We start from the raw sequence: 15,084 nt of genomic DNA on the forward strand, positions 1-15,084 counted from the left end.
GGAGGTGTCAGTGCCCGCGGCGCGAGGTGACCGTGAACCGGGCGCCCTCGTTGTCGCTCAGCACCGCCTCCTCGGGGTCCAGGGACAGCACGCCGCCCCCGTGCTCCGCGGCGGCGCGGGCGCAGGCGGCCACGTCCGGCACGGTGAAGTGGACCTGCCAGTGCGGCCGGATCCGCGGGTCGGGCGCCGACCCCAGCGCACCCGAGGTGATGAGCGCCACCACGGCCCCGCCGCTGCGCAGCACCACTTCCTCGCCCTCGTAGTTCACCTCGCAGCCGCCGGGACCGCCGGACGCCCAGTCGAAGACCTCGCCGTAGAAGATCGCCGCGTCGAACGCGTCACGGGTGTGCAGCCGGATGAACGCCAGCTGCGCCTGGCGCCAGGTGTGCCAGTCGGAGAACAGCTCGCCCTCCCACACGCCGAACGTCGCCCCGTCCCGGTCCGCGAGCAGCGCCGCGCGCCCCGGCGGCAGGGAGATGGGGCCGACCGCGGCGGTCCCGCCGCGCTCCTGCACCCGCGCCGCCGCCTCGTCGGCGCTGCGCACCGCGAAGTACGGCGTCCACGCCACCGCCGTCTGCCACATTCCGGCGACCGCGGCGACGCCCGCCACCGGCCGGCCGTCCGCCAGGGCGACCCGGAACCGGTCGCCCAGCCGCATCGGACGCCACTCCCAGCCCAGGACGGCGCCGTAGAAGTCCTCGGTCGTCCTGAGGTCGTGGCTGGTCAGACTCACCCAGCAGGGCGCCCCGTAGACGGTGTGCGCCGAGACGACGCCCGTCGCGCCGGAGGGGGAGGTCGTGTCGTGGTTCATAGCGGTCGCGTCCTGATCTTCGTCGGCCCGGCAGCCACCCGGATGGCACCAGTGTCCGCGGGGCACCGCCCGGGCGCCTGCCGAGTACCCCGGCGGCGGCCGCGAAACGGTGACCCCCGGCCACCCGCGGGCCACCCCGGTGGCAGGGGGCGGACCGAGTGGCGACCATGGAGGGACCGGACACTGGGTGAAGGCACTCAAGCACCGAACGAAGGCACCACGAGAGCGGCACACCGGAACCGGAGGTGACCATGCCCACGGACGGGGGCGCGGACCGGATCCTCCAGCTGGAGAGAGAAGTTCGGCAGCTGAAGGACGCGGTCGTCTCGCACGCGGTGGTGGACCAGGCCATCGGAATGATCGTCGCACTCGGGCGGGTCTCGCCCGACCAGGGCTGGACGGTGCTGAAGGAGGTGTCCCAGCGGACCAACATCAAGCTCCGCAGCATCGCCGACATGATCCTCGTCTGGGGACGCACGGGCGCGCTGCCGACCGAGGTCCGCACGGTCCTCGAGGAGGTCCTCGACCGCCTCGGCCCCACCCGCCTCCCGGACGTCCCCCCGGAGTCCTGAGCCCCGGCGCCGGGTGCGGCCGGGGCCCTCGCGTCCCGGTCAGCCGGCGTCGGACGACGACAGCTCCTCGCGCACCTGGGCGAAACAGCTGCTCAGCAGCCGGGAGACGTGCATCTGGGAGATGCCCAGCTGGTCGGCGATGCCGCTCTGCGTCATCCCCTTGAAGAAGCGCAGATAGAGGATGAGCCGCTCCCGCTCCGGCAGCGCCTCCAGACAGGGCCGCACCGCCACCCGGTCCACGACGGCGTCGTAGGCCGGGTCCGGGCCGCCGATGGAGTCGCCCAGCGCGTACCCGTCGGTGCCCGGCATCTCCGCCTCCAGCGAGAGCGCGGAGAAGCACTCCAGCGCCTCCGTCCCGGTACGCACCTCGTCCTCCGTCAGCCGGGCGTGCGCGGCGATCTCGGCGACCGTGGGCGTCCGCCCCGGCGTCGTCTGCGACAGCTCCTTCACCGCGGCGCGCACCCGGTTGCGCAGGTCCTGCACCCGGCGCGGCACGTGCAGGGTCCACATGTGGTCGCGGAAGTGACGCTTGATCTCGCCCGTGACGGTCGGCACCGCGTACGCCTCGAAGGCGTTCCCGCGCGCCGGATCGTAGTGGTCGACGGCCTTCACCAGACCCAGGGCCGCCACCTGGTACAGGTCCTCCAGGGCCTCTCCCCGGCCGCGGAACCGGACGGCGATGCGCTCGGCCATCGGCAGCCACGCCGTGACCAGCTCGTCGCGCAGCCTCCGGCGCTCCGGTCCGTCGGGCAGCGAGGCCAGACGCTCGAAGTCACGGGTCGTCTCGGGGGCGTCGTCATGGGAGCGGGGCTTCCTGGGACCGACGGTACGCATCACGCGCGCACCTCCCTGAGCGGGTGCCGGATGGACAGAACACACGTGCCTCCTGTCCGAAGCACTGAGCATTCCTTTCCCGGTGCGCCGCGATTTCAAAACGGCTCCGGGAAATACGTCGCGGGCGCGTCGCGGGAAATTCGGGAATGGTGCACGCTGCGGAATCGAGGGAATTCGGGGCGTGCATGACGGGGCGCTGGCGCGCGGGTGCGGGACCGGCCCGGCGGGGGAGGGGCGCGGTGCGCCGCCGGCGGGCGGGCGATCACCGCGGCGGACGTGATGTACGGCACGCCCGGGCGGCACGCCGGTGGTCCGGCCGGGCGATTCCTCCTGCGCAGCGCTTGATCGGCGATCAGATCGGGCGAACCGCCTGACCACAGCGCATTCCGCTCGTTTGACAGTGCGCCGAGCCCCCAGATAGGAAGCAGCGGACAGAAGTCGAGAGGTGCACTGTGGACGAGCCGAACGTGGTCGGGGACTGGCAGGAGTACGACGAGCATGCCGGTCTGCGGGTCCGCGTCCATCGTCTGGAGGCGGGCGAACCGCCGCGCGGGCGGGACGAGGCCGCCGAAGGGCTGTCGTACTTCCGGGTCCGGGTGACCGTGGAAAACCGGGGCGACCGCCCCGTGTGCATTCATCTCGAGGACGGTCAGATCGATGTGCGCACCGGCCCCGACGGCGAGAGCGCGTTCATCGACTGGCGCAACTCGCAATTCATCGAGGGATTCGACGTCTATCCGCTGCGCCGCGCCACCGCCGTGCTCCACGCGGCCGCGCCCGAGCGGTTCCTGGGGCAGGTCGACGTCCAGGTGCAGGTGCGCGCCGACGAGGAGTGGGCCGGACGCCGGCTGTGGACGGGCGGCGTCGGCGTGCTCGAACCCGCGCCGGGCGCGACGGCCGGGGCGGTCCGGGAGAGCCTCGCCCAGCAGGTGAGCCTGTTCCTCCAGGAGCAGGCGGAGGAGGGCACCGCCTGACGCCGCCGCCCGGGGTGTTCAGTGCGGGATGCCGTCGATGACCTCACGGGCGCCCTGACGCAGCAGCGCCACGGCGACCGAGGTGCCGAGCGTCGCCGGGTCCAGCCGCCCCGCCCACTCGTGGGCGTTCAGCCGGGTCTTGCCGTCCGGGGTGAAGACGCAGGCGCGCAGGGACAGTTCACCGCTCCGGTCCACCCGGGCGAGGCCCGCGATCGGGCTGTTGCAGTGTCCCTGCAGCACATGCAGCAGCATCCGCTCGGCGGTGGTCTCGCGGTGGGTGCCGGGGTCGTCGAGCACGGCGGCCGCCTCGATCAGGCCGGTGTCGCCCTCCCGGCACTGCAGCGCGAGGACGCCCGCTCCGACCGGCGGCAGCATCATGTCGGGGGACAGCACCTCGCTGATCACGTCGCTCCGGCCGATCCGCTCCAGGCCGGCGGCCGCGAGCAGCAGCGCGTCCACCTCGCCCTCCGCGAGCTTCGCGAGCCTCCGGTTGGCGTTCCCGCGCAGCGGCACGCACCGCAGCTGCGGATGGGTGGCGGCGAGCTGGGCGACCCGGCGCACCGACGAGGTCCCGATCCGGGTGCCGGGCGGCAGCTCGTCCAGGGTGAGGCCGTCCGGGTGCACCAGCGCGTCGCGGACGTCGTCCCGTTTCAGGAACGCCGCGAACACCGTGCCCGCGGGGAGCGGCCGGTCGGCGGGCACGTCCTTCACGCAGTGCACCGCGAGGTCCGCCTCCCCGGCCAGCAGCGCGGCGTCCACCTCCTTGGTGAACGCGCCCTTGCCCTCCACCTGCGACAGGTCGCCCAGCCACTTGTCCCCGGTCGTGCGCACCGGGACGACCTCGGTGCGCGTTCCGGGGCGGGCCGCGGCCAACTCCGCCCGCACGCGCTCCACCTGGGCGAGTGCCATGGGCGAGTCGCGGGAGACGACACGGATCGGTTCCGGGAGGGCCCTGGCGTCACGGCAGACCCCGGTCGCCCCCCGGCGCCGGGGGCACGGCGTCGCGCCCCCGGGCGTCAACTCGTCCATCAATGTCATCCGTTCGGGTCGAAGGGGATGCCGGACGGCTTGGCCGCGGCGAGGTGCGAGGCGAAGCTGCCGTCCTTGAGGCCGAAGTGGGCGCTGCCGAAGTCGTGGGCGGCGAGCTTCTCGCGCAGCCCCGGCGGGTAGCCGTTCCAGCCGACCAGCGGCGGGTACTGCCAGGTGCCCCGGTGGTTCTCCGGCGGTTCGTCGCCCGCGCTCGCCGGGCGGAAGCAGTGGGTGCCGATGCCGTCCTTGTGGTAGACGACCTTCGGGTGGGTGCCCTCGAAGCGGACCGACGAGCGGGGGTGGATCGCGAACGAGCCGTGCCGGGACGTCGCCACGTACTGCACGGTGTCGTTCCGCACCCACACCACGACGTGCTCCCAGTCGTGGCGGTGCCCGCCGAGGCCGACGCCCGGCAGCGCCTGGTCCTTCTCGAAGTACAGCGCGTAGACCACGGCGCACCAGCCGTTGTTGCACGTGGCGCGCGCATAGCTGTTGGTGTTGTCCAGGTCGGACGCGTCACGGCAGTCGCCGTTCAGGGCGCCGGTCGGTCTCAGGCCCGTGTTGACCGAGCCGTCGGGGCCGATCGCCGGGGAGGAGTAGCAGCCGTCGGTGTCGTAGTCGTAGGCCGGCTGGTAGGTCCGCTCCAGGTCGTCGGCGTTCGCGGGGAGCGCGGGCGGGGGAGCAGCGAAGGCCGTGGCGGGGAAGGCGACGACCAGGGCGACGGCGGCGGCCAGGCCGGTCAGCCATCTCCTGGCGTGCGTACGGGGCGTGTTCGGTGACACTGCGTCCTCCTCGTGGCCAGGCGCGGCCCAACGGCTTTTGGAAGCTGGGGAGTTCACAGCATTCCGGTCGGACGTGCCCATGCCAAGAGGGGGTGTGGGCCGAGAGGGGCGCGTCCCGGGTGTGACGGGGGGCCGCTCCCGGATCACCTCGGGTCGTCGGGGGACCGGCCGCCGCGTCCTCGGGCGGGAGGCCCGGCCCGAGCCGCAGCCGGGACGGCCCGCCCTGCCGGGTCCGGGCGCTGTGACGCACTTCACCGGCCGGCCGGGGCGCCACCCGCCGCGCGCCCGGCACGGCGGCCGGCGGACGCGGCTCGGGGGTGCCCGCCGGTGACGCCCCGGCCGGACCGGGCGCGCGGCACGATGCCGCCGTCGTCCGGGAGGCGGACCGCCACCCGCTGCCCGTCCTGCTCGGTCTCGCGCCCCCGGCGTGCGTCCGCCGCCGGGGGCGGCGGCAGGGCCCCGGGCGAGGTGGGGACGCCGCCGCCCGGCTCCACGCGTCCGGCCTCGCCGTTCCGTCCGGACGGAGCGTGAACGGAGCGGTCCGTTCCGTGCCGTTCGGTTGATTGAGTTACGCAACGAGATGGTACGGTGCGGTCATGTCCACACCCTCGCCTTCCGACGTCCCCGCCTCCCCGGAGGTGGTCGACATCGAGCGCGCGCTGTACCGCATCACGTACCTCACGTCGCGCGCCCGGCAGCACGAGCGGCTGATGGCCGCGGCGGGCGTGCCGCTCGACCGGCCCGGAGCGGCGCTGCTGCGGAAGATGGCCGACGCCCGGCCGATGCGGCCGGGGGAGTTGGCGGCGCGGCTGGGTGTGGAGGCGTCGCACGTCACGCGCACGGTGCAGCACCTGGAGAAGTCCGGCCACGTCGTCCGCGTCCCCGACCCGGACGACCGCCGCGCCCAGCGCATCGAGCTCACCGACGCCGGCCGGGAGGCCGTCCTCCGGATCCGCGAGACCGGGGTCCGCGGCGTGCAGGCCGCCCTGGCCCACTGGTCCCCGGACGACCTGCGGCAGCTCGCCACCCTCTTCCACCGCATGGTCGACGACTTCCTCACCCACGCGGAGAACGCGGACGCGCCGTCCACGGCCACGGACTGAACTCCGGCTCTCCCGCGCCGCCGCTGCCTTACCGTCCGGTAACGTGCGCGGCAGTCACCGGAGGAGGAACCGTGTCACGGTCCGTACGCTCGCCCCTGCTGCTCGCCGGCCTGCTGGCCGCCGCGGGCACCGCGCACTTCGCCGCGCCCCGGCGGTTCGACCCCATCGTCTCGCGCTCCCTGCCCGGCTCGCCCCGCTCCTGGACGTACGCCAGCGGCGCCGCCGAACTGGCACTGGCCGCCGGGGTGGCGCTGCCCCGCACCCGCAAGGCCGCCGCCCTGGCCGCGGCGGCGTTCTTCGCCGGAGTGTTCCCCGCCAACGTGAAGATGGCCGTCGACTGGCGCCACCGCCCCGCCCCGCAGCGGGCCGTCGCGTACGGCCGGCTGCCGCTGCAGGTGCCGCTGGTGCTGTGGGCGCGCGGCGTCGCCAGGGGTGCGGAGGGCAGGGCATGAGCGCGCGCGTGGAGAGGGGCGACACGGTCGAGGACTTCGCCGCCCCGGACGAGACCGGCACCGTCCGCCGGCTGTCCGAGCTGCTCGCCGACGGCCCGGTGGTGCTGTTCTTCTACCCCGCCGCCCTGAGCCCCGGCTGCACCGCGCAGGCCTGCCGCTTCCGTGACCTCGCCGCCGAGTTCGCCGAGGCGGGCGCCCGCCCGGTCGGCGTCAGCGCGGACCCGGTCGAACGGCAGGCCGAGTTCGCCGGCCGGCACACCCTCGGCATGCCCCTGCTGTCCGACGCCGACGGGGCGGTCCGCGAGCTGTTCGGCGTCAAGCGGGGCATCTCCGTGGCCCCCACCAAGCGGGCCACCTTCGTCATCGGCCAGGACCGGACCGTCCTGGAGGTCGTACGCAGCGAACTGCGCATGAACGCGCACGCGGACAAGGCGCTCGCCGCCCTGCGCGCCCACCGGGGCTGACACCGCCCCCGCCCCGGACGCACCCGCCGCGGTTGAGAGGAGACGGCCGCGGGTCGATGCTGGACCAATGGACGACGCCTCCGCCGCGCTGGTCGTCGATGCCCGCGGCGTCGTGACGGGGTGGAGCGAGGGAGCCCGGCGGCTGACCGGGTTCTCCGCCGACGAGGCCGTGGGACGCCCCGTACGGGACCTGCTCGCCGGGGGACCGGGCGGCCGGCACGACCCGCCCGGCCGTCCCGCTGTGCCCGTGGAAGTCGTCACGGTGCGTCACCGCGACGGACACCCGGTGACGCTCCGGCTGACGGTCTGCCCCGTCCGTGGTCCCGGGGACGCGGACGCCGGGTACGTGGTCACCGCCGTGCCCGCCGGAGCGGAGGAGACGACGCTGGCCGGCCAGGTCTTCGAACAGTCGTCCCTGCCGATCTCGGTGCTCGACACCGAGCACCGCTTCGTCCGGATCAACGCCGCCGCCTGTGAGGAGCTGGGCGGGTCCGAGCAGGACCTGCTCGGCCGGCCCTTCCTCGACGTCGCCGGTGCGGAGGAAGGCGCCCGCAGTATCGACCGGCACATGCGCACGGTCGCCGAGACCGGCCGTCCCCTGCGCGACGAGACCTACAGCCAGGCCGCCGCCGCCGACCCGGACCAGCAGGCGTGGGACGTGGAGATGTGGCCCGTGCGCGACGCCGCCGGCCGGCTGGCCGCCACCGCGCTGGCCGGCCTGGACAGCACCGAACAGCACCGCGCACGGCGCCGGCTGGTGCTGCTCGACGAGGCCGCCGCGGCCCTCGGCACCACCCTCGACGTGATCCGCACCGCCGAGGAACTCGTGGAACTCCTGGTGCCGGACTTCGCCGACTTCGCCGCCGTCGACCTGCTCGACTGGGTGCTCGACGCGGAGGCGCCCCCGCTCAGGGGCGACGCCGAGGCCGTCCTGCGCCGTGCGGCGCACGCCTCGTCGGGACCGGGTGCGCCCGACACCGTCGTCCCCCTCGGCCGCGCCGACGTCCACCCGCCCTACTCACCGCCCGCCCGGGCGCTGCGCGAGGGCAGAGCGGTCATCGCCCGGACCGGCGAACCGGACTTCGACCGGTGGATGGCCGAACGCGGCGCCGAGGCGCTGCGCACGCGCACCACGAGGCCCCCCGGTATCCACGCGGAGCTCGCCGTGCCGCTGCGCGCCCGCGGCACCACGCTCGGCGTGGCGCTCGCCGTCCGCAACGTCCGCCGCGACGGGTTCGCCGCCGACGACGCCCTGCTGGCCGAGGAGATCGCCAGCAGGGCCGCCGTCAGCGTCGACAACGCCCGACGCTTCGCCCGGGAACGCGCCACCGCGCTGACCCTGCAGCACAGCCTGCTGCCGGGGGTGCTGCCCGGGCAGGCCGCCGTCGAGATCGCCCACCGCTACCTGCCCTCCGCGTCCGCGGCCGGCATCGGCGGCGACTGGTTCGACGTCATCCCGCTGTCCGGCACCCGGGTCGCCCTGGTCGTCGGGGACGTCGTCGGACACGGCATCCCCTCCACGGCCACCATGGGCCGGCTCTGCACGGCCGTGCGCACCCTCGCGGACGTCGACCTGCCGCCCGAGGAACTGCTCACCCACCTGGACGACCTGGTCACCCACCTCGCCGCGGACGACCGCGAGGACGTGCCGGAACTCGGCGCCACCTGCCTGTACGCCGTCTACGACCCGGTCTCCCGCCGTCTGACGGTGGCCGCCGCCGGACACCCCGCGCCCGCCCTGCTGATGCCCGACGGCGCCTGCCGGCTCGTGCCGCTGAACCCGGGGCCGCCACTGGGCGTGGGCGGGCTGCCGTTCGAGGCGACCGAACTGGAGCTGCCGGAGGGCTGCGTCGTCGCCTTCTACACCGACGGGCTCGTCCAGGGCCGGGGCCGCGACCTCGACCACGCCACCCGGGAGCTGTGCCGTGCCCTCGCGGCGCCCGCCGAGTCGCTGGACGCCCTGTGCGACGTCGTGCTCAAGGCGGTGCTGCCCGAGGAGCCCGGCGACGACGTCGCCCTGCTGCTCGCCCGCACCCGCGCCCTGGGCGCCGGACAGGTCGCCGCACGGGACGTCTCCCCGGACCCCGGCGCGGTGCAGGCCGTGCGGCAGTGGGCGGTCGACCTGCTGTCCGCCTGGGAGCTGGACGACATCGCCTTCGTCACCGAACTCGTGGTCAGCGAGCTGGTCACCAATGCCATCCGCTACGGGGAGCCCCCGATCCGGCTGCGGCTGATCCGCGACCGCACCCTCATCTGCGAGGTCACCGATGCCAGCCCCACCTCGCCCCATCTGCGCCGGGCGCACGCCTTCGACGAGGGCGGCCGGGGACTGCTGCTGGTGGCCCAGCTCACCCAGCGCTGGGGGAGCCGGCAGGCGGACGGCGGCAAGACCATCTGGGCGGAACAGGCCCTCCCGCGCCGCTGACCCGCCGAACGCCACGGCTCGGCCGTCCTCCCCGGCGGCCTGCGCGAGCGTGCGGCCCGTACGGGCGGAACGCGCCGGCGGGGACCGGGCGCGCCCCGGCCGCCGCCCCCGGCCGCCCGCGCCGGCAGCCACGCCTCCTCGCCGTCGTCCCCGCCGCGGAAGCGGGTCAGGGCGTACGCGCCGCTCCCTTCGCCGGTCCGTCCGTACGAGCGGCCCCCGGGCACCCGGTCAGAACTCCTCGTGCACCTCCGGGTCACCGCCGATCCGCCGGTGCGCCCGGTCCGAGAGGGTCCGCATCTGGGCGTCGTCCAGCTCGAAGCCGAACACGTCCAGGTTGGCGCGCTGCCGCGCGGGGTCGGACGACTTCGGCACCGGCAGCGCGCCGAGCTGGACGTGCCAGCGCAGCACCGCCTGCGCCGGGGTGACGCCGTGCGCGTCGGCGACGGCGGCCACCGCGAGGTCGTCCAGCAGCCGCGAACCGCGGCCCAGCGGGCTCCAGCTCTCGGTGAGCACGCCCTTGTCCGCGTGGTGGGCGCGCAGCTCCCGCTGCGGGAAGAACGGGTGCAGTTCGACCTGGTTGACCGAGGGCAGCACCCCGGTCTCCCTCTCCAGCCGTCCGATGTGGGCGGGCGTGAAGTTGGAGACGCCGATGGAGCGGACCAGACCGTCCTCCCGGAGCTTGATCATCGCCTTCCAGGAGTCGACGTACCGGTCGACGCGGGGGAGCGGCCAGTGGATCAGGTACAGGTCGACGTACTCCAGGCCGAGGCGGGCGCGGGACTCCTCGAAGGAGGCGAGGGTCTCCTCGTAGCCGTGGTGACGGCCGGGGAGCTTCGTCGTCACGACGATCTCCTCGCGCGGGACGCCGGCGCCCGCCACGGCCCGCCCCACCCCGGTCTCGTTGCGGTAGTTGGCGGCCGTGTCGATCAGGCGGTAGCCGGCCTCGAGGGCGGACGTCACCGCCCGCTCCGCCTCGGCGTCGTCCATCGGCCAGGTGCCCAGGCCCAGGGCGGGGAGCGTGGTGCCGTCGTTGAGGGTGTGCTGCGGGATGCTCGTCACGGGAGGGCCCCTCCGGTCGCGGTGTCGTCCTCCCAGCGTCGGTCACGGCGGGGGCGGTGATCAACCGGACGGGCCCGGCGTGCCGTCCGGGGCCCTGTCGCCAGGGCACGCTTCCGCTGCCACGATCGTCCCGGGAGCCGGTCCGTCCGGGACCGGCGGGGACGAGCGACGGAGTGGGACGCATGACGACGGACAGCCGCGCCGGGACGGACCGCGAGCACCCGGGGAAGCCGGAGGTGCACCCCGTGGCCGGGCACATCGGGGCCGACATCACCGGGGTGGACCTCGCCGGGGACCTCGACGAGGAGACGGCCGCCTTGATCCGGGCGGCGGTGCTGCGCTGGAAGGTGGTCTTCTTCCGCGGCCAGCGCCTGGACCACGCCGGGCACGTGGCGCTGGCCCGCCGGTTCGGCGAACCGGTCGTCCTGCCCCGCCGGGGCTCGGCCTCCCCGGCGGACTTCCCCGAGATCGAGACGACCGCCGACCGCCTGGAACTCGGCGGCCGCTTCGGCATGGACCACGACGAATGGCTGCGGCGCCGCCGCCACACCCTGCTGCGCGGCTGGCACTGCGACCACGGCGCCCGCGTCGACCCGCCCGCCGCGACCATCCTGCGCGCCGAGACCGTCCCGCCCTACGGCGGCGACACCACCTGGGCGAACCTGGCCGCCGCCTACGCCGGACTGTCCGCCCCGGTGCGGGAGTTCGCCGACCGGCTGCGCGCCGAGCACCGGCTGGGCGTGGGCTACCAGCCCCGGCCCGGCGACGACGCCTATGTGCGCCACCTGCTGGACCACCAGACCGCCACCGAGCACCCGCTGGTGCGCGTCCACCCCGAGACGGGGGAGCGCGTCCTGTTCGTCAACGGCTACTACGTCGAGCAGATCGCCGGCCTGTCCCGCCCCGAGAGCCGGGCCGTCCTGGACATGCTGCTGGAGCAGGCCACCCGGCCCGAGTACACCGTGCGGCTGCGCTGGGAGCCGGGCACCGTGGCGTTCTGGGACAACCGGGCCACCATCCACCTCGCCCCCGCGGACACGGCCCACCTCGACCACCCGCGGATCATGCACCGCGTGATGCTCGCCGGTGACGTCCCGGCCGGCGTGGACGGCACGCCCTCCCGGCCGCTCACCGGCACCGCGCCGGGCCGCTGGTAGCCGTCCCTGCGTCAGCGGAACGGTCACCTCGCCTTCCACGGCGCGCTCCACGGGCGGGGCGACCTCCTGCGCCCGCCGCCCGGTCGCCGCGACACGGCGCAGCCGGAGCGCCTCCGGGGTCACGTCGATCCCGCAGGGAGGACCTGAGGAACGGCGGGCCGCAGGCGGCCGAACCGGGCGAGAACAGCGACCGGTACGCCTTGCGCACCGGGAGCCGGAACCGCTTGCCCCGGTCCGGCCGCCGTCCGGTGCCGAGCGGCCCCGCGACCAGCCGCATCCGGCGGGTCACCCGGGCCGGGGCGCCCGGCGCGCGGGTGGGTCCGGTGCCGAGGCGCTCGGCGATCACCGCCGCCGCCCCCGCCTCGGTCAGCGAGAAGAACCGGCGCAGCCGCGTCCGCCGCCCGTGGAGCACGCCGTGGAAGGCGAGGGAGTCGCCGCGCAGCGGACCGCAGCGGAAGTCCGCCTCGGTGACCCCGGCGACGTCCACCCGGGGGAGGGTGCGGGCGGCGTGCGTGAACGCCCCGCCGCCCGGAGCCAACCCCGTTCCGGTGTCGCCGAGTTGCGCGACGGGCCGGAAGGCGGGGGTCAAGGGGCGCGGACCTCGGTCTCCTCCGCCTCCGTCACCTCCGGGTCCTCTCCCGTCACTCGAAGCGCGAGACGTCGCCCGCGCCCGCCCGCACGATCTCCGCCTCGCCGCCGGAGAAGTCGACCACCGTGGTCGGCTCGGTGCCGCAGTCGCCGGAGTCGAGCACCGCGTCCACCGCGTGGTCGAGCCGGTCCTTGATCTCCCAGCCCTGGGTCATCGGCTCGTCCTCGCCGGGCAGCAGCAGGGTGCTGGACAGCAGCGGCTCGCCCAGCTCCGCCAGCAGCGCCTGGGTGACCACATGGTCCGGGATGCGCACGCCGACGGTCTTCTTCCTGGGGTGCTGCAGCATGCGCGGCACCTCCTTCGTCGCGGGCAGGATGAACGTGTAGCGGCCCGGGGTCGACGCCTTCACCGCGCGGAAGACGTCGTTGTCGATCCGTACGAACTGGCCGAGCTGCGCGAAGTCGCGGCACACCAGGGTGAAGTGGTGCCGGTCGTCCAGCTTGCGGATGGTGCGGATCCGGTCGATGCCGGTCCGGCTGCCCAGGCGGCAGCCGAGCGCGTAGCAGGAGTCCGTGGGGTACGCGATCAGTGCGTCGTCGCGGACGGCGGCGGCGATCTGGCCGATGGTGCGCGGTTGGGGGTTGTCGGGGTGCACGTCGAAGTACTTGGCCATTCACCGAGCTTATGCCGTCCGCGCCCCGCGCCGCGGCACACCTGCCCCGCGTCACCCGCGGGGGAGGGCCGGGCCCCTCGCGCCGGGACGAGCCGCCCCCACCCGTGGGGTAACGTCCCCCGTCCGGGCCGAGGCGGCGAGGGGACGAGGGGAAGGCCGAGGTGACAGGCGGACAGGACGCGGTGCGAGGTACGGCGACGGGGGCGGCCGGACGTCCGGGCTGGGCGCGTGAACTGCTCGAGCACCTGCGGCCGGCCGGGCGTGACGTCCGCCGGGTCGTGGACTGGCTGGCCGGTGCGGTGCGGGCGGAGGCGGCCCTCCGCGACGGCGCCGGCGACCTGCTCGCCGGGACCCCGCTGCCGCTGGACGAGCCCCTCGCCGCGGACGTCGCCTCCGGCCGGATCGCGTCCGCCGCGTGGGACGGGGACGGACGCCATCTGCGTCTGGTGCGGGTCGGACATCCCTCGGGCGCCTGCGTACTGGCCGTCTCCCGCGCGACGCCCTTCGACCGGGACGCCTCGGACGTGGTCACGCACACCGCCCAGGTGATCGAACTGCTGCTCACCGCCCACGAGACGCGGGCGGCCGGCGTCCGGCTCCGGCGGGCCACAGCCGACCTGCGGCTGGCGATCCTCCAGCTGCTGATGGTCGAGGACACCGTCTCCGCGCGCCGGGTCGCCGCCGGCCTCTGGCCGGGCCTGCTCGACGCCGACACCGCCTGCGTCTACGTCCTGGAGTCCGACCCCGCCGTACGCGACCGGCTGGCCGCCGAGTGCATCGACCGCACCCGGGAGCAGGCGCTGGTGGTGCGCTGCCCGGCCGTGGACGGCCATGTGATCGTCCTCAGTCCGCGCGAGGCCACCGCCGGCGACCTGCGGTCCCTGGTCGAGCACCATCCCGACACCTTCGTCGGCGGCAGCGTCCGGCAGAGCCTGGCGCGCACCGCCACCGCCTACGGACAGGCCGTCAGCGCGCTGGCCGTGGCCCGGTTCCGGCCGGACAGGACGGCCGTGTACGCCGAGCGCACCCACCCCGGGCTGCTGACGGACCCGGCGGCCCTGCGCACCTGGGCGGCGCGGGTGCTGCGCCCGCTCGACGCGCTGCCCCACCACACCCGCGCCGAGCTGCTCGCCACCACCCGGCTCGGCCTGGAGTTCACCGCCGTCGCCACCGCCAAGATCCTCGGCGTCAGCCGCAACACCGTGCGCGCCCGCATGGACCGCGTGGAGTCCATGCTCGGCGTCGACTTCGGCGACGTGACCGTGCGGGCCGCGGTGCACCTGGCGCTGCACACCCAGATCGACCTGCTGGACGGTCAGGAGCCCGCCGGCTCCCGGGCGAGCGCGCGGCGCCTGGCCGAGCTGCTGTCCGGACCGGCCGTCTCCGCCTGGGCGCGGGAGCTGCTGGGCCGCCTCGACGACGACCCGCGCGACGTGCGCCGCACCCTGCGCACCTGGATCGCCGCCGGGGCCAACGCCGAGCGGGCCGCGCAGGCGCTCGGCGTGCACGCCCAGACCGTGCGCGAACACGTACGCAGCGCCGAACCGGCCCTGGAGCGGCAGCTGCTGGCCGGCGGGAGCGATCTCTACGAGGTCGTCCTGGCCCATCTGGCGGTCGGGGACCTGGAGCAGCCGCTCCTCGCGGGGGAGTGAACCGGGCGATTCGGACGCACCTGTGCACAGGTGAGTCCCGCGGACCCGCACGGCGGGCACCGGCGCGATACACAGACAAGCCCCGACGTGCATAGTTTCGAGCCATGGCGGGGGCGCGACCGGAACGGGGGACCGGTCGGCCTCCGCCTCCTGGTGTGCCCGCCTCCGGGCCGGGTACCCGGCCGCCGCTGTGAGCCCGCCCCCCGCACGGCGGTCCGGGGCGGGCGGTGGACGAGCACCGCGAGGGGAGACCCGCATGACCAGCGAGACGGAGACCGGCGGCGTCACCGGCACGAAGGACAAGGACTACAACCTCCTCTGGTACGTCGAGGCGTGCCTCAGCAACGCGCTGCGGCTGGAGGACTACATCCAGGACGCGGAGCGGGCCGGGGACACCGAGGTCGCCGACCTGTTCCGCAAGGCCCAGGCGGACAGCCGCAAGGGCGCCGAACTCGGTAAGGAGCTGCTGCGCACCCGTCTGAACGGCGGCTGAGCACCGCGCGCCGCG

At 75.1% G+C, this 15,084-nt stretch carries 16 protein-coding genes and 2 pseudogenes; 9 read left to right on the forward strand and 9 right to left on the reverse strand.

Going from position 1 to position 15,084, the window contains the following annotated elements:
- Positions 1 to 7: 7 nt before the first annotated feature.
- Entirely contained in the window at positions 8 to 811 is an 804-nt protein-coding gene (locus C1708_RS30050) for a VOC family protein (protein ID WP_106415636.1), read from the reverse strand.
- A gap of 251 nt (positions 812 to 1,062) precedes the next feature.
- Between C1708_RS30050 and C1708_RS30055 the strand changes: the two genes are divergently transcribed.
- Positions 1,063 to 1,383 carry an ANTAR domain-containing protein gene (locus tag C1708_RS30055; protein WP_437078915.1) on the forward strand — a complete coding sequence of 107 codons (321 nt, stop codon included), beginning with the start codon at positions 1,063 to 1,065 and terminating at the stop codon, positions 1,381 to 1,383.
- Between the two features lie 39 nt (positions 1,384 to 1,422).
- Here C1708_RS30055 and C1708_RS30060 read toward each other — a convergent pair whose 3' ends face one another.
- Positions 1,423 to 2,217 (reverse strand): RNA polymerase sigma factor SigF, encoded by a 795-nt coding sequence (locus tag C1708_RS30060; protein WP_106415638.1) that lies wholly within the window; start codon positions 2,215 to 2,217, stop codon positions 1,423 to 1,425.
- Positions 2,218 to 2,669: 452 nt separating this feature from the next.
- Between C1708_RS30060 and C1708_RS30065 the strand changes: the two genes are divergently transcribed.
- Positions 2,670 to 3,191 carry a hypothetical protein gene (locus tag C1708_RS30065; protein WP_106415639.1) on the forward strand — a complete coding sequence of 174 codons (522 nt, stop codon included), beginning with the start codon at positions 2,670 to 2,672 and terminating at the stop codon, positions 3,189 to 3,191.
- 18 nt (positions 3,192 to 3,209) lie between these two features.
- Here C1708_RS30065 and hemC read toward each other — a convergent pair whose 3' ends face one another.
- From hemC to C1708_RS30080, 3 genes are all read right to left on the reverse strand, one after another.
- Positions 3,210 to 4,127, reverse strand: a complete 918-nt coding sequence (gene hemC / locus C1708_RS30070; RefSeq protein ID WP_274543378.1) for a hydroxymethylbilane synthase — start codon at positions 4,125 to 4,127, stop codon at positions 3,210 to 3,212.
- A gap of 98 nt (positions 4,128 to 4,225) precedes the next feature.
- Entirely contained in the window at positions 4,226 to 5,002 is a 777-nt protein-coding gene (locus C1708_RS30075; RefSeq protein ID WP_106415641.1) for an NPP1 family protein, read from the reverse strand.
- Between the two features lie 251 nt (positions 5,003 to 5,253).
- The gene (locus tag C1708_RS30080) at positions 5,254 to 5,496 is read right to left on the reverse strand and encodes a hypothetical protein (RefSeq protein ID WP_106415642.1); all 243 of its coding nucleotides are present in this window, start codon (positions 5,494 to 5,496) and stop codon (positions 5,254 to 5,256) included.
- 102 nt (positions 5,497 to 5,598) lie between these two features.
- Here C1708_RS30080 and C1708_RS30085 point away from each other — a divergent pair, with 102 nt between their 5' ends.
- The 4 genes from C1708_RS30085 (at position 5,599) to C1708_RS30100 (ending at position 9,446) form a co-directional block, all read left to right on the forward strand.
- Entirely contained in the window at positions 5,599 to 6,105 is a 507-nt protein-coding gene (locus C1708_RS30085; RefSeq protein WP_106415643.1) for a MarR family winged helix-turn-helix transcriptional regulator, read from the forward strand.
- 71 nt (positions 6,106 to 6,176) lie between these two features.
- Positions 6,177 to 6,557 carry a DoxX-related protein gene (locus C1708_RS30090; protein WP_106415644.1) on the forward strand — a complete coding sequence of 127 codons (381 nt, stop codon included), beginning with the start codon at positions 6,177 to 6,179 and terminating at the stop codon, positions 6,555 to 6,557.
- Entirely contained in the window at positions 6,554 to 7,021 is a 468-nt protein-coding gene (locus C1708_RS30095) for a peroxiredoxin (RefSeq protein WP_106415645.1), read from the forward strand. Before C1708_RS30090 ends, C1708_RS30095 begins: the two co-directional genes overlap by 4 nt.
- A gap of 67 nt (positions 7,022 to 7,088) precedes the next feature.
- The gene (locus C1708_RS30100) at positions 7,089 to 9,446 is read left to right on the forward strand and encodes a SpoIIE family protein phosphatase (RefSeq protein WP_106415646.1); all 2,358 of its coding nucleotides are present in this window, start codon (positions 7,089 to 7,091) and stop codon (positions 9,444 to 9,446) included.
- Between the two features lie 21 nt (positions 9,447 to 9,467).
- Here the strand turns inward: C1708_RS30100 and C1708_RS35340 are convergent.
- Positions 9,468 to 9,628, reverse strand: a pseudogene (locus tag C1708_RS35340) (DNA polymerase ligase N-terminal domain-containing protein); the annotation flags it as partial.
- Positions 9,629 to 9,674: 46 nt separating this feature from the next.
- Complete coding sequence (locus C1708_RS30110; RefSeq protein WP_106415647.1) at positions 9,675 to 10,505, reverse strand: aldo/keto reductase; 831 nt, start codon at positions 10,503 to 10,505, stop codon at positions 9,675 to 9,677.
- A 182-nt stretch (positions 10,506 to 10,687) separates the two neighbouring features.
- On the opposite strand from C1708_RS30110, the gene C1708_RS30115 reads away from it, so the two are divergent.
- On the forward strand, positions 10,688 to 11,662 hold the full coding sequence (locus tag C1708_RS30115) for a TauD/TfdA dioxygenase family protein (protein ID WP_106415648.1): 975 nt from the start codon (positions 10,688 to 10,690) through the stop codon (positions 11,660 to 11,662).
- 12 nt (positions 11,663 to 11,674) lie between these two features.
- On the opposite strand, the pseudogene C1708_RS30120 reads toward C1708_RS30115, so the two are convergent.
- Positions 11,675 to 12,200, reverse strand: a pseudogene (locus tag C1708_RS30120) (metallophosphoesterase); the annotation flags it as partial.
- A 103-nt stretch (positions 12,201 to 12,303) separates the two neighbouring features.
- A complete protein-coding gene (locus C1708_RS30125) occupies positions 12,304 to 12,924 on the reverse strand; it encodes an L-threonylcarbamoyladenylate synthase (protein ID WP_198602637.1) in 621 nt (206 codons plus the stop codon).
- A 161-nt stretch (positions 12,925 to 13,085) separates the two neighbouring features.
- Here C1708_RS30125 and C1708_RS30130 point away from each other — a divergent pair, with 161 nt between their 5' ends.
- Positions 13,086 to 14,576, forward strand: a complete 1,491-nt coding sequence (locus C1708_RS30130) for a PucR family transcriptional regulator (protein ID WP_106415649.1) — start codon at positions 13,086 to 13,088, stop codon at positions 14,574 to 14,576.
- A 256-nt stretch (positions 14,577 to 14,832) separates the two neighbouring features.
- Entirely contained in the window at positions 14,833 to 15,069 is a 237-nt protein-coding gene (locus C1708_RS30140) for a hypothetical protein (RefSeq protein ID WP_106415651.1), read from the forward strand.
- Positions 15,070 to 15,084: the final 15 nt, after the last annotated feature.

The sequence above is a fragment of the Streptomyces sp. DH-12 genome (assembly GCF_002899455.1).
In the GTDB taxonomy this organism is placed as follows: domain Bacteria; phylum Actinomycetota; class Actinomycetes; order Streptomycetales; family Streptomycetaceae; genus Streptomyces.

Coding starts and splice junctions, on each gene's coding strand:
- C1708_RS30050 (WP_106415636.1), bottom strand. CDS start 811: ATGAACCACGACACGACCTCCCCCTCCGGCGCGACGGGCGTCGTCTCG.
- C1708_RS30055 (WP_437078915.1), top strand. CDS start 1,063: ATGCCCACGGACGGGGGCGCGGACCGGATCCTCCAGCTGGAGAGAGAA.
- C1708_RS30060 (WP_106415638.1), bottom strand. CDS start 2,217: ATGCGTACCGTCGGTCCCAGGAAGCCCCGCTCCCATGACGACGCCCCC.
- C1708_RS30085 (WP_106415643.1), top strand. CDS start 5,599: ATGTCCACACCCTCGCCTTCCGACGTCCCCGCCTCCCCGGAGGTGGTC.
- C1708_RS30095 (WP_106415645.1), top strand. CDS start 6,554: ATGAGCGCGCGCGTGGAGAGGGGCGACACGGTCGAGGACTTCGCCGCC.
- C1708_RS30100 (WP_106415646.1), top strand. CDS start 7,089: ATGGACGACGCCTCCGCCGCGCTGGTCGTCGATGCCCGCGGCGTCGTG.
- C1708_RS30115 (WP_106415648.1), top strand. CDS start 10,688: ATGACGACGGACAGCCGCGCCGGGACGGACCGCGAGCACCCGGGGAAG.
- C1708_RS30125 (WP_198602637.1), bottom strand. CDS start 12,924: ATGGCCAAGTACTTCGACGTGCACCCCGACAACCCCCAACCGCGCACC.
- C1708_RS30140 (WP_106415651.1), top strand. CDS start 14,833: ATGACCAGCGAGACGGAGACCGGCGGCGTCACCGGCACGAAGGACAAG.